Raw genomic sequence first — 13,512 nt, 5'->3', positions numbered from 1 at the left:
ATGTTTGCCTAACAAAAAATCATTGTTATGAAACCGAAAAAAGTGATGGACTTCGCCATTAAAATCGAAGAAGCTGCAATAACTATAGTTTTTATTTATTTTTTATCTGAATACAACCTCGGTTTGCCTGTTTGGGTTTGGGTACTCCTATTTTTTAGTCCTGACCTTTCTATGCTGGGCTACCTCGTGAATTCTCGTATAGGCGCCTTTACCTACAACTTATTCCATCATCGTGCAATAGCGTTAACCCTGGTGGCTATCGGCTTTTTTATGCACATAGATATACTGATTACTAGCGGGATCCTGTTGGTAGCCCACTCATCGTTTGACCGCATGCTGGGTTATGGCCTAAAGTTTCCAGATGATTTTAAGCATACCCACTTGGGCTGGATGGGGGAAAATGAGTCCCTTAAGTAGTTATAGGCCATTATAGATGCATAAAAGAAGCCCGCTTGGTGTGGATCATGTTTAAAAAACCGGTCTTATTAAATATCAACTTCGACAAGCTGTTTACCTGGAACGACGTATTTTCTATGCATCACGCCCCAATCGATCATGGTGTCAATCACATTAGTCAGGTGTTTTCCGGATTCGGTTAATCTATATTCGATCAGAACAGGAGTCTGATTGAATACTTTGCGTTCAACAATACCATTAATTTCCAATTCTTTCAGTTCCTTCGACAACATACGGGGGGTGATCTTTTCTGTCCTGTCCAGCAAATCTTTAAAGCGAACCACGTCGCGTAAAAGTGACGCGATGATAGGAAGTTTCCATTTACCATTAATAACATTCAGTGTGTCTGTTAAAGCCAATACGTAGCTTCTTGGACAGCGCTCATTCTTTTCACTTTCGATCAACTCTTTAAATTTACTCATCAGGTTTGCTTTATTAGTATACAAAAGTATAGCACTATTTCTTAAATACAAAATATACTTTATATATCTTTAATTGTAGTATTGCCAAACATTAAAATATTAAAGATGATTTTAGTTACAGGTGCTACAGGTCAGTTTGGTGGTAATGCCATTGACCATTTGTTAAAAAAAGGGATTAGCCCTTCAGAAATTTCTGTTTTGGTTAGAAATGCAGGTAAAGTGACGGCTTTGGAAGACAAAGGGGTTCGGATACGCGTTGGAGATTATAACAATTATGATTCACTGATCAAGGCGTTCAAGGGTGTGGATAAATTGATGCTGGTATCCAGTAATGACAAGCAGGCGGTTGAAAACAGGACCGCTCAACACATCAATGCAATCAAAGCTGCAAAGGAAGCTGGTGTTAAACACATTATTTATACATCGTTTATCAGAAAATCAGGTTATAAAAACTCCGCCATTGCTGCATTTCAAGAATCGCATGTGCAGTCAGAGGATTATTTGAAAAGCAGCGGAATTGACTATACCATCCTTCAAAATGGAATTTACCTGGAAATGATTCCAATATTTGCCGGCGATAAGGTAGCAGAAAAAGGCGTTATTTTCTTCCCGGCCAAAGATGGAAAAGCCAGCTATGTGCTGCGTGAGGAACTGGCAGAAGCCGCATCCTATGTGTTAACCACAGCGGGCCATGAAAACAAGGTTTACCAGCTAACCAATATCAGTTCCGTTTCTTTTGGTGACATCACTACTGCATTATCTACTGCAACCGGGAAGGATGTTTCTTATCAATCCCCGTCGGTCGAGGTATTCAAATCAACTTTAAAAGGCTTGGGGATACCGGATTTGTATATTGGAATGTTCACCATGTGGGCCGTAGCGCTGTCACAAGGCGAAATGGATGTGGAGGAGGATACTTTGGAAAAATTCTTAGGAAGAAAACCACTCACAGTTAAGCAGTTTATTGACCGTGTTTATGCATAAAGCAATGCGGCCCCATCTTGGAGGTGCAAACAACAATTACGGATTCACAGAGAACAATAGCAGCGTAATTTAACCCAGTTATAAAGGACTATAACTCTTGTAATTCATCAAAGCATAAAATGTGGTCTGATATTGTTCACATTTTATGTCTTTGGTATTGCCAATCCCGCAACGGCTTTCCATTTCAGGCTTTGTAATCGTACGCTGGTTTTCTTCTAAACCCACGGCCTTTCCCTATATGGAGATGACTGCCGTGTTATTTCGCGGCCATCCCTTGCTGATAATTTTATTGCGAATCCTGATGATTCCAAATGATTAATCAAACGGCACTATAGATCTGATCATCTTTTCAAAACTTAAAACTGGAAAGGAATGTTCAAGTTAAAAAAACGGATATGAAATATAGAACTTTACAATTTGCCTTGATTGCACTTATGGCCTCCGCCGGGCAGGCGCAGGCGCAACGTGGACTTCCACCAAAAGAAGTTACGCGATCGGTATCGGTAACAAAATATGCCCAGATAATGGAATTTAAGCCGGAGATGGTTAGCTTACTTAAAACCCCTCCCGGCTGGCAGGTAAGTCTCGCCGCATCAGGGCTTGGGAAACCCAGAATGCTTTATACCAGTGCAGCTGGCAATGTTTACGTTACCCGCAGAGACGGTGGTGACGTTTTGCTGCTGGAAGATAAAAACAAGGATGGGAAATTCGAAAACCTGGTAACTGTAGTTGCAGAATTTAAAGGCGTGCACGGAATCACTATGAAAGACAACTGGATGTACCTCTGCAATAGCAATGAAGTACGTCGTTATCCGGTTAAACCAGATGGAACACTTAATATTTACGGAAAAGAGACACTGATCAAAGACCTTCCTGATGGCGGTCAGCACCCCAACCGTACCATGGATTTTGGGCCTGACGGGATGCTTTACATTAGCGTAGGATCTTTATGCAACGATTGTAAGGAAAGTGACAAGGAAACCGCTGTTATTTTGCAGGTTGATCCAAATAACTGGAGCAGAAAAATATATGCCAGTGGCCTTAGAAATACGATAGGCTTCGACTGGCACCCACAAACCAGGGAGCTTTGGGGCATAGATAATGGAGGAGATGCAAAGGGAAATGAGTGGCCGCCCGAAGAAGTTAACCACATTACAATGGGCGCAGATTATGGATTTCCCTATGCTTACGGAAAGCGGGAAATAGATAAGAGCCGTGAAGATCCGGCTGGAAACACTAAGGAAGAAGTGGTCAAAAATACCCAGCCTTCAGTTCTGGAACTAACGGCTCACATGGCCCCTATTGGCTTTACTTTTTTTCGCGGCGCAAGTAACATTCCCGCAGACTGGTCGGGAGACGGCCTTGTTGCCTGGCATGGTTCCTGGAATGCGGATAAACCGGTTGGTTTCAAAGTTCAGCGCATTCATTTTGAAAACGGTATGGCCGTAAAGGCTGAAGATTTTCTTACTGGTTTTCTACAGGGCGATTCCCGATTTGGAAGGCCTGCCGGGATTACGGTAACAAAACAAGGTATTATTTATATATCAGATGATGCTTCAGGAAATATTTATGCAGTTAAAAAAACAAACTAAGATGAAAAAGATAAGTTATTTAGCGCTCGGGATTATCGGTATAGCCGGCATTGCAGCCATGAAACCGGAACCTACACCAAGAATAGAATTCGAGGCCGCCGAGGCCTATCCGGAAGGGATCGTTTATGACAAGATACAAGATCTTTACTATGTTTCTTCGGCAAGGCTGGGTAGTATCGGTAAGGTCAGTCCGCAAGGGAGCTATAGCATTCTTCACGCAGACAGCACATTCAAATCAACTTACGGGCTTAAAATCCATCCTGACGGAAAAAGGCTTTTTGCCTGTGTAGGCGATGCAAATTACAGTAAGTATACCAATCCGGCCACCAGAACAAAGATGGCAAGGCTCATTAGTGTTGATCTGTCAAATGGAAAAAAACTTTCTGATGTTGATCTATCGGGCTTACTTCCGGGAAAACACTTCCCAAATGATCTCGCTTTCGACCCGCAGCAAAATGCATACGTGACCGATAGCTTTGCAGGGGCCATTTACAAAGTTGGGAATGACGGAAAAGCAAGTGTTTTTGTAAAAGATGATTTATTTAAAACTGAGGGCGTAGGTCTTAATGGAATAGTGTACCATCCAGCGGGGTATTTAATAGTTGACATCAGTGCCAAAGGGCAACTTTATAAAATTGATTTAAAAACGAAAAATATCAGCAAAATCGAAACCGACCAATTTTTCCTTGGCGCAGACGGCTTGCTGCTAACGGATAACAACACGCTGAATATGGTGGTTAACGGTGGCAGTGATAAAATTTATCAGCTAAGTTCTTCGGATAACTGGAAAAGTGCAAAAGTATCCGCATCAACGCTGTCAAATGACCGCTTCACCTACCCTTCCACCGCAACAATGAATGGAAAGGATATATGGGTAATGAATGCCCAGTTCAACCAACTACTTGACAGCAACGCAGTACCTGTGAAAAAATTCGCGATTCAGAGGGTAATCTATAAACCTGTAAAACCATAAACAATTTAACTAACACTACAAAAAGGGCAGGTGCGATCACCTGCCCTATAGTTGATTTCAAAAAAGAGGTTCTTCTATATGAGCTTTGGCATATGCGGCACGAATCTCACCAGATAAAAACCGGCTCTGGAAATCCGCAGATTTTCCATATTTGGTTGGATAGGTATGATTAGTATAGTTCCATTTAATAATCAAATCTAAAAATAATCCTATAAAATTAATTGAATAAACTCTGCCGGGTCATTTTAATAACCATTGCTGCTATTCACTTTTGTTTCCACTAAAAAACTCGATCATTGTATTTAATGCATTTTGATTGTGCATTTTTTCGCCATTTTCCAGCGATTCTTTTGCTGCCAGAGCAGCCCGGTGCTGCATATTTCTTTCATAAAACGAAATCGCCTCTTTAATAGATTGATGTTGGTTATTAGCTAAACATTCGCTCAGTTCCAACGCATCTAACATTGCCATATTTACACCCTCCCCGGCAAATGGTGGCATTACGTGGGCTGCATCACCAATAATGGTCAGGTTAGGGAGGGCGTTCCAAGCCTGGTTTAAAGGCATACAATTTACAGGCCGTGGAATAAAGGGTGTAGCCGCATTTTCGAACAACTCATGCCAGGCATCACTCCACTCTGCATATGCTGTTTTAAACCAACTTAGCATTTGTGTGGGATTAGAAAAATCTAAACCACTTTTCGCTGCCCAGTTTTCTTCTGCTTTGAAACTTGCATAAAACCCAACCTCTCCATTTGCTTTTTGTCCCATCAAAATATTTTTTTCATTTCCAAAAGCCATTATTTTTCCACCACGAAGTATTGCAGAAATTTGCGGCACATATTTTTCAGCTTCATGTACATTACCTTCAAGCATGGTAATACCCGAATAAAATGTTTTAATGTCGGTGAGGTAAGGCCTGATCTTTGAATTGGCTCCATCTGCTCCTATCACGAGGTCTGCATAGCTACTTTTTCCACCTTTAAAATGTAATAGCCACCCCTCTCCTTGTTTCTCCATTGATAGAAAGTGACTATCCCAGACTATACTAGCTGACTGCAATGAGTCCAATAATATTTTCCTTAATGCTCCCCTATCTATTTCTGGCCGGAATTGTTCATTCTCAAAATATTGAATTTCATTATTTTCATGATCGCTAAAAATTACCTCCGCCCTTTCATTGGTAATCGTAGTTTTGTCGGCGCCAGGCATATAATTTTTTTTGAAATCGTCCAACAGACCTGCCCTTTTTAAGGCTGCCAATCCAGCATTTTCGTGCAAATCGAGAGGTGATCCTTGTACCCTTGCGTTTTTATCTACATCCCGCTCATACACTTTCACATTCAGGTTTTTGAGTTGTAAGAGTCTTGCCAGGATTAATCCACCCGGACCACCACCTACAATGGCTATTTTTTTATTTTTCAACAACATTCTTTTAATTTTATGAAGCAAAATTACTTCTCTTCATAAACCAAAAATTGTAAAAAACGGTCGTTTTTGTTTCGGTATAACTCCTTTGGTGAAACGCCGGAAAATTGTTTAATTTCTTTTATAAAATGAGACTGATCTGTAAAATTAAGCTGTGGATTTAGCTTCCCTTTTTTAATATGAGGAAGCGAGGCTTGAAAACGGAGTATTTTGCAATATGCTTTTACTGACAGGCCAAATTGCTGATTAAAATAACGATTGATTTGCCGCTGGCTCCAAAACACTTTCCCGGAAAGTTCCTGGATTGAAATTTCACCATTTGAAGAAAAAATCAACTGGAATAACTTTTTCTTGCGTTCATCAATTTCTTGCGGTAAAAGGGAATAAATTTTCGCTGACATTTTTTCGCAAAAACTTTTGAAGTTATTTAAGTCTTCAATGTTAAAATCCCAGAAATTATCCGGCAATAATTTCCCTTTATTGATTATTTCTGCCACAGACTGCCCCAGGAGATATTCAACAGCAAGTGGATTAAAGCTTACTGAATACATGTTTGTAACTTCCTGGCTCGTGTACTTTGGTTTAGTTTCTAAACCCAGTAGTGCAATACGGAGTAGATTGCCTTCCGTTTTGGAAAAAATCAAATCAATTCTTCCATTAGGAATGATTACGGCCTCCTGTTGAATTGAGAAATTTTGCAAAGAAGAAAAACAGTATACAAAATCAATAAGAGCTTGATCAGGTTCAATCAGTTGAAAATTTAACATCTCTTTCATTTTACTATTGTAAAATAACAGTGCATAAATGACCCATTTAGCTCAAATATACAAAACTATATCAGTCTCTAAATTGATCAAATCACTTTATATCAATGGAGGTGTACGGCAAAGCGCAAAATAAATGTCTCAAAAAGAAGGATATGTTATAGGCAAAATTGTTGGTAAATAATAGACACTATCCAATTGAATGTACACAGATAGATAAACTCATCAAACAGCTTAGTGTATATATATCTTAGGAATAATGCGTATTTAACTGATTAGCAAAGCAAGGAAGCTTAAAACGAACGTTAATTATGATACGGTACAAGATGAGGGTTCCTTGATCTTTCCTCAAGAAACCCTTAATATCTCCATATGTACTTCGTCAAATCTATTAATTTAGCTCTACATCAACCAAAACAGGGAAATGATCTGACGGATATTTACCAAAATAAGTATCGGTTAAAATTCCCCATCTGGTTGGCAAGAACTGTTTAGAAGTAAAAACATGATCAATCACCGCCTTCCCTCTTGGAGTTTTAAAGGCATTTGCGGAAGAATTGTTGGCATAAGGAAATTTGACTCTTGTAAATGCATCAGTTATCTGACCAGAGGCGGCAAGGGTCTGGTACCATTCACTTTCACGGTTACCATTAAGATCACCCGTTAAAAGTACCGGAGAGGAACCGGCAATTTCCTTGATTTTTTTCAGCATTAATATACTACTTTCATGGCGGGCAACTTTACCCTGATGATCGTAGTGAACATTAAAGGTATAAAACTGCTTTTTCGTCTTGATGTCCGCTAAATAAACCCATGAGCAAATCCGGTTACAGCAGGTTGCATCCCAGCCTTTGCCCGGTTTATCCGGTGTTTCAGATAACCAAAAATCGCCGCTTTTTATAAGTTTGAAACGATCTTTCTTATAAAGAATGGCTGAATGTTCACCTCCATCCTTTCCATCATCCCGGCCTTTACCATAGCATGCATATTCAGGTAATGCTGCACTAATATCAACCAGCTGATTCTTCAAAGCTTCCTGCAAGCCCAAAACATCAAATTCATGAAAACGAATAAGACTGGATACAATCGGCGCACGATCTACCCACATGTTACCTGTATCGTTTGCATTAGCATAGCGTATATTGAAAGTTCCGATGGTAATCTTTTGTGCATTTGCTCCAATTGCTGCTAAAAACAACATCGCCAGAACAAAATATTTTCTTAGTTTCATATTTATATTATTTGAATTTGACATTATTCCCAGCCAGGATTCTGTTTAAGATTAGGATTACGCTGAAGATCATTTAATGGAATAGGATAATAATAATTTCTTTCATTCCATTTTCTTGGAATTTCCTTCATCCAGGTTAACTCACCAGAACTGCCATTTTTCAGTAATTGTGAGTTTATATTATTACCAACTGTCGCCGAAACATCAACATATGTTACACCAGCAGCGCCAGGATTTGGCCTTGTTCCCTGATAAAAAGCAACGTCCAGAATACCATCCTCGTTTAAGTCCATGGGCGTATTCAATGCCGGAACATAAAAACCATTCCACTCTTGCTCCATTAGCGTACCACGTTTCCATCTTAGCAAATCAGCAAAACGAAGTCCTTCCAGGCTTAACTCAATACCACGCTCTCTTCTGATCTCTAATAAGGCAGCATCACTTATTCCAGGAAAATAATTTGTGGTCAAATAAGGATCAGCAACAGTTGGTTTTAAACTCAGGCCTCCGGTAATACCAGCTCTAGACCTTAAAGCACCTACTGACAATGCCCAATCTGCATCTGTTAACGTACCCAGCTCAGCCTTAGCTTCAGCATAGTTTAATAAAACCTCAGCATATCGGAATAAGGCAATTGAGTTGGTATTTAAAGCTCCTGCATCAAAATAAACATCATCCAACGTCCATTTAATTGGTTGATAACCTGTAAAAGTATAAGAGAAAACCGGAGGCGCAGGAACTTGTTGACCACCACTGATACGTTTATAATCACCCAGACGAATGGTTTGTTTCAGTCTCAAATCCCTATTTTTAACCTCGTCTTTGAATACCATCGTTCTGTATACAGGATCATTGGTAAATGGCGTTCCATCTAATTTTAAATAGGTATTAATGAAGGTACGCGTAAAACTGGCCTTTGCGCCATAGGTTCCACTTGTCCACCACCAGTTTGCCTCGTTCAAAACTCCAAGATTAATATCGGCAACTGCGGCTTGCAAAACTTCACCAGCGACCGGTGCATTACTGGTAAAAACCTGCCTGTACGAAACGCCTGGTCCTCCTGCAGTATTAAGGGAATAACCACCTTGTTTAATCACCGCATCTGCAGCAGATGCCGCCTCTTCCAGCCATCTGTTTGCTGTACCACCCAGATTTAATTCAGTATGATATTTTCTAAAGGTGCCTTCAAATAAGCAAATCCTGGATTTATAAGCATGGGCTACCCACTTGGTAATTGTGGTTCTACTGGCATCATTAGTGGACTGAATATTAGCACAGGCAAAGTTGATATCAGCCAGGACAGAATCCATAACCAATGCCCTACTATCACGACCAGCATTTAAAGTTGGATCATCAATATCCTGTGCTTTTCCAATCCAGGGTACATCTCCGAACCGCTTTACCTTCTCCATATAAAAATAAGCCCGGAAATAGCGGGCTATGCCCAAATAATTATTGCGTACCGAAGCGGGTACGGCAGGATCATTGCAATTTTGAATAAAGTAATTAATGTTACGCAAATCTTCCCAACTCCAGCCAGAACTGTTGCTAGCGCCATAACCACCCTCACGAATAAAATCCTGAACGGAGCGCACGGCCAGATAATCTGACATGGCATCCATGCTGGTTGAGTTTTTTGGCAAAAAGTCCATTCCATAAAAGGAATTAGTGTAAAGCTTTAATCCGTTTTCGGTACCAAAAACAGCTTGTCTTGTGGCTGTAGATTCAGGTTTCTGATCTAACTTTTTGCAAGCTGCCAAAGATAGACAAGCCAGTACCGCCCATATATATTGTTTTTTCATGTTAATCTAATTATCTGTTTGTCAAAGGTTAAAATCCAACGTTCAAGCCAAGAGAGAAACTCTTCATCAAAGGATAATTATAACCGTCCCCATTTTTGCTATCTGCATTTAAATCCTGATCTGATGGCACTGCATTTTCTACATCAATTGTATTTTTCACAATTTTATACATTGGTGAATAGGTAAATAAGTTTTCACCGGAGAAAAATACCTTCGCAGTGCGAGCACCAATTTTGTTCATCCATTTGGCAGGCAAAGTGTATCCAACCTGAATATTTTTCATACGTAAATAAGCAACATCCTGTAGGTAACGGGTTTGTGCTACACCCAATGTTCGATTTGTATTATTAGACGCAGCTCTTGACATGGTTCGTGGAAAATAAGCATCAGTGTTAGTCGGAGTCCACATGTTACCTAAATGAAATGTTGGGATATTGTTGTACGGCCTGTTGTATTGCCCCCAAAACATTTCTGTTTCTGTACTTGGATACCATTGTTGTTTTCCAACTCCCTGAAGAAAAACAGCAAACGAGAAACTGTGCCAGTTTGCGCCCAGATTAATTCCATACAGATAGCGGGGTGCAGAATTTCCGATGATTCTTCTATCACCTGATTTGCCTGCTTTATTTTCTCCAACATTGATCAGCCCATCTCCATTCAAATCTTTCAATTTGATATCACCCGGAAACCATTGACCTGTAGGCGATGCCCGCATTTGAGGATCTTGTTTGGCATGAGCAGCAATATCGGCTGCATCAATAAAAAAGCCCTCGGTTTCATAGCCCCATATCTCGCCCAATGTTTGTCCTTCGTAGTAATCGCTTAACAACTTATCAGGATTATTATACTTATCTATTTTAGTCTTGCTATCAGACAAAGTTAATCGAACATTGTAGCTGAATGGCTTATCGGCATTTCCAAACTTATCATTCCAGGTTAAAGAAAGTTCCCAGCCACGGGTAGTTAAATCAGCATAATTACCTTTTGGAACCGTAGCGCCAAATACAGCTGGTGGGGTGAGCCCCAAAGTAAACATATCAGTCGTTTTACGAATGTAGGCATCTCCGGTAAAGCTCAATCGCCCTGAAAGCATGGTTAAATCAAGACCAAAATTTGATGTTGTGGAAGTTTCCCAGGTTAAACCATTTGGAAGCACTGCAGGATTGCGGGTAGTTTGTGGACGGACACCATTTAGAATTACCCCAGACTGACTAACATTGAATATCTCCTGAAAAGCATAGGAATCGATATTACCGTTTCCAAGTGAACCATAAGAAGCCCTCAGCTTTAAATCGGAAATGAGTTTATCGGATACATTCCAGAAAGATTCTTTATTAACTCTCCAACCTGCCGAAACGGATGGAAAAAATCCATAACGCTGATCTGAAGGGAACTTAGATGAGCCATCATATCGGGCGTTAACTTCTACCAGATAGCGATCTTTGAAGGAATAATTTAATCGGGAGAATCCTCCTAGAATAGCCCATTGTTCATACCCTCCTCCTGTTGTAATAGACTGCCCCAAAGCGAGATTAAGGTCTGTCGCATCTTCAAAGATTATTCCATTTCTTTGTACAGCTACCCTATTATAAGTGGATTGCTCATAATTATAGCCTGCCATAGCCTTGAGGTAGTGATCCGTTCCAAAGCGATTCTCAAACTCTGCATAAATATTTGTGGCCAAATAGTTGGTTTCCCGCAAATCGAATAATAAATCATTGGTTGTTGTGCCTACAAAAGCGGTTACCCCCCTGGTACTGCTATAAGGAACCTGCACTCTTCTCTGCTCCCGATCGTTATTGGTATTCCGGAAAGTGAAATCTACATTCACCCTAAACTTGTTATTGAAAAAGTTACTTCTTAAACCTGTAATGTTTCTGAAAACAGAACGCTTTGTATCAATTCCATTTTTACCATAAATAAAATCGCCGACTGTGTATGCAGATGCAAATGTTAACGAGCCATCAGGATTATATATTGGCATCGTAGGTTTCCCCTCATCAGCAATATTTCTCCATATGCCGCCTCCCTCGCCCACATTAATCGGATTATGGTAATTCATGATTGAGTAGTCTGCATTATTTTCGATACTCAGCCAGGGAAATACTTGAACCGACCCCCTGGCCCGGATATTTTTCATATCGTAATCATCACTATTATGTCTAAACAAACCATCTTGTTCTAAAAACCGTCCTGACACTAAAAATGATGCTTTATCACTACCGCCACTAACGGAAAGGTTATTTTCAAATGCTGCTGTATTTTTCTTGTACAATTCCGCATAATAATCCGTACTGCCGTAATAAGTGTATTCTCCGGTTGTCGGGTTTACCTCGATCTCATTATAAGGCTGACCGGATTCTACCCGTCTTTTAAATTCATCAAGATAAGCCTGTGAAAATTTTTGCGTTTTATTGGCATTTTGAGGGAAAGCACCGTCACCGTTTACAAAAGCCTCTGAGAACATTTTTGCCCAGGTATAACCGTCAGTAACAAAATCCGGCACCTGCAGGGGGCTTTTTATGGCATAATTGCTCGAGTAAGAGACATTTGTACGCCCTTTTTCAGCCTTTTTGGTGGTGATCAATACCACACCAAATACACCTCTTGCACCGTAAATAGCAGCCGATGCAGCATCCTTTAGAATAGAAACACTTTCTACATCATTTGGATTGAGCAGACTCGGATCACCTTCAAACCCATCAATAAGAATTAAAGCGCTACCACCCTGCCCGATTGAAGTCGTTCCCCTGATGTTATAGCTTGGTGACTGCGTTGGTTTACCATCCATCATTTTAAGATTTAAATTGGGAAGTAAACCCTGAAGGCCTTGCGTTAAATTGGTGATTGGTCTGTTTTCTATGCTCTTCGCAGTAATCTGATCTACAGCACCTGTTGCATTTTCTCTTTTTTGCGTACCATAACCTACCACAAGAACCTCATTTAAGGTACCTGTTTCGCCTTTTAAGGTGATGTTTAACGGCGTATTTTCACCTGATTTAACCAGAATTTTGTTTAAGGTTACACTCGTGTAAGAAATAAAACTAACCATCACATTATAGGTGCCAACTGGCACAGAAATGCTAAAACCTCCATCCAAATTACTCTGAACAGACTTATTTAATTCTTTAATCAGGACACTGGCCCCTGGAAGAGGCAAGCCGTTTTCATCGACAATTTTACCCGTGATGGTTCCGGTTTCCTGATTTTCATAGACAGAGCGTGTACTGTCAAAATTAGCTGCAGCTAATGTCGGTGCAGTGACTGTACCGGTAAGCAAGCATGCCAATGAAGCACAGACAACTATCTTCTGCTTTAAAAGTAGATTTTTTTTCATTGATGGAATAATTATTACAGACCAGTAAATCGTTTTACCAATTGGCCTTGTGTTACTTTAAGGTTTGGGCAAAACTAAATCACTAATGTGAAGACTGTGTTAAATTATTTTAACATATAAACTCGAGTTGGCCAAAAGGTAACACCAACTATTTAGGCCGGATCGTGCCCATTTATACAAAGCAATTTTGATAACTCCATCACGTGAACAAGTTAGATTGAATTTAAAACGCTTTTTCGTGAAGGAGAAAAAATCCTGTTATATAGGGAGTTGATGTTTATATCTTTACAGACGAAAATGTTGAAAGTTCATTAGCTAAGTACTGCTCTAAAATAGGTACCAACCTGATAGTTATCCCCATTAGAAGCCTTTAAGATGATAAATATTATATGCATTTAAACTTAAGTTGAAGAAGCCAGCTTAGATATTGTTAAGATTAAAGAAAACAGAGAAGTGAACTTTTTGGGTTACTGCTTATTTAGACATCCGGAATCCTTTTCTAATAATAATGCCTGCCTAAGTG

General features: G+C 39.9%; 10 protein-coding genes. 4 read left to right on the top strand and 6 right to left on the bottom strand.

The window, feature by feature from the left end; translation table 11 throughout:
* Positions 1–27: 27 nt before the first annotated feature.
* Positions 28–417, top strand: coding sequence for a DUF4260 domain-containing protein (locus GJU39_RS06680; protein WP_154279922.1), 390 nt, complete (start codon positions 28–30; stop codon positions 415–417).
* Between the two features lie 68 nt (positions 418–485).
* Here GJU39_RS06680 and GJU39_RS06675 read toward each other — a convergent pair whose 3' ends face one another.
* Positions 486–929 carry a winged helix-turn-helix transcriptional regulator gene (locus tag GJU39_RS06675; protein ID WP_209437599.1) on the bottom strand — a complete coding sequence of 148 codons (444 nt, stop codon included), beginning with the start codon at positions 927–929 and terminating at the stop codon, positions 486–488.
* Between the two features lie 54 nt (positions 930–983).
* Here GJU39_RS06675 and GJU39_RS06670 point away from each other — a divergent pair, with 54 nt between their 5' ends.
* The 3 genes from GJU39_RS06670 to GJU39_RS06660 all read left to right on the top strand — a co-directional run bounded on the left by GJU39_RS06670 (position 984) and on the right by GJU39_RS06660 (position 4,427).
* Positions 984–1,862, top strand: coding sequence for an SDR family oxidoreductase (locus GJU39_RS06670; protein ID WP_154279921.1), 879 nt, complete (start codon positions 984–986; stop codon positions 1,860–1,862).
* Between the two features lie 395 nt (positions 1,863–2,257).
* On the top strand, positions 2,258–3,454 hold the full coding sequence (locus GJU39_RS06665; RefSeq protein WP_154279920.1) for a PQQ-dependent sugar dehydrogenase: 1,197 nt from the start codon (positions 2,258–2,260) through the stop codon (positions 3,452–3,454).
* A gap of 1 nt (position 3,455) precedes the next feature.
* Positions 3,456–4,427 carry a beta-propeller domain-containing protein gene (locus GJU39_RS06660; protein ID WP_154279919.1) on the top strand — a complete coding sequence of 324 codons (972 nt, stop codon included), beginning with the start codon at positions 3,456–3,458 and terminating at the stop codon, positions 4,425–4,427.
* A gap of 261 nt (positions 4,428–4,688) precedes the next feature.
* Here the strand turns inward: GJU39_RS06660 and GJU39_RS06655 are convergent, their stop codons facing one another.
* The 5 genes from GJU39_RS06655 to GJU39_RS06635 all read right to left on the bottom strand — a co-directional run bounded on the left by GJU39_RS06655 (position 4,689) and on the right by GJU39_RS06635 (position 12,989).
* Entirely contained in the window at positions 4,689–5,858 is a 1,170-nt protein-coding gene (locus GJU39_RS06655) for an FAD-dependent oxidoreductase (protein WP_154279918.1), read from the bottom strand.
* Positions 5,859–5,881: 23 nt separating this feature from the next.
* Entirely contained in the window at positions 5,882–6,631 is a 750-nt protein-coding gene (locus GJU39_RS06650; RefSeq protein ID WP_154279917.1) for a helix-turn-helix domain-containing protein, read from the bottom strand.
* A gap of 379 nt (positions 6,632–7,010) precedes the next feature.
* Positions 7,011–7,850 carry an endonuclease/exonuclease/phosphatase family protein gene (locus tag GJU39_RS06645; RefSeq protein WP_154279916.1) on the bottom strand — a complete coding sequence of 280 codons (840 nt, stop codon included), beginning with the start codon at positions 7,848–7,850 and terminating at the stop codon, positions 7,011–7,013.
* Positions 7,851–7,873: 23 nt separating this feature from the next.
* Entirely contained in the window at positions 7,874–9,652 is a 1,779-nt protein-coding gene (locus GJU39_RS06640; RefSeq protein ID WP_154279915.1) for a RagB/SusD family nutrient uptake outer membrane protein, read from the bottom strand.
* 28 nt (positions 9,653–9,680) lie between these two features.
* On the bottom strand, positions 9,681–12,989 hold the full coding sequence (locus tag GJU39_RS06635; protein WP_154279914.1) for a SusC/RagA family TonB-linked outer membrane protein: 3,309 nt from the start codon (positions 12,987–12,989) through the stop codon (positions 9,681–9,683).
* Between the last annotated feature and the right edge of the window lie 523 nt (positions 12,990–13,512).

Source organism: Pedobacter petrophilus (assembly GCF_009674725.1).
In the GTDB taxonomy this organism is placed as follows: domain Bacteria; phylum Bacteroidota; class Bacteroidia; order Sphingobacteriales; family Sphingobacteriaceae; genus Pedobacter; species Pedobacter petrophilus.
Note: the sequence above shows the minus strand (reverse complement) of the source record. Positions and strands in the feature narration are given on the sequence as shown.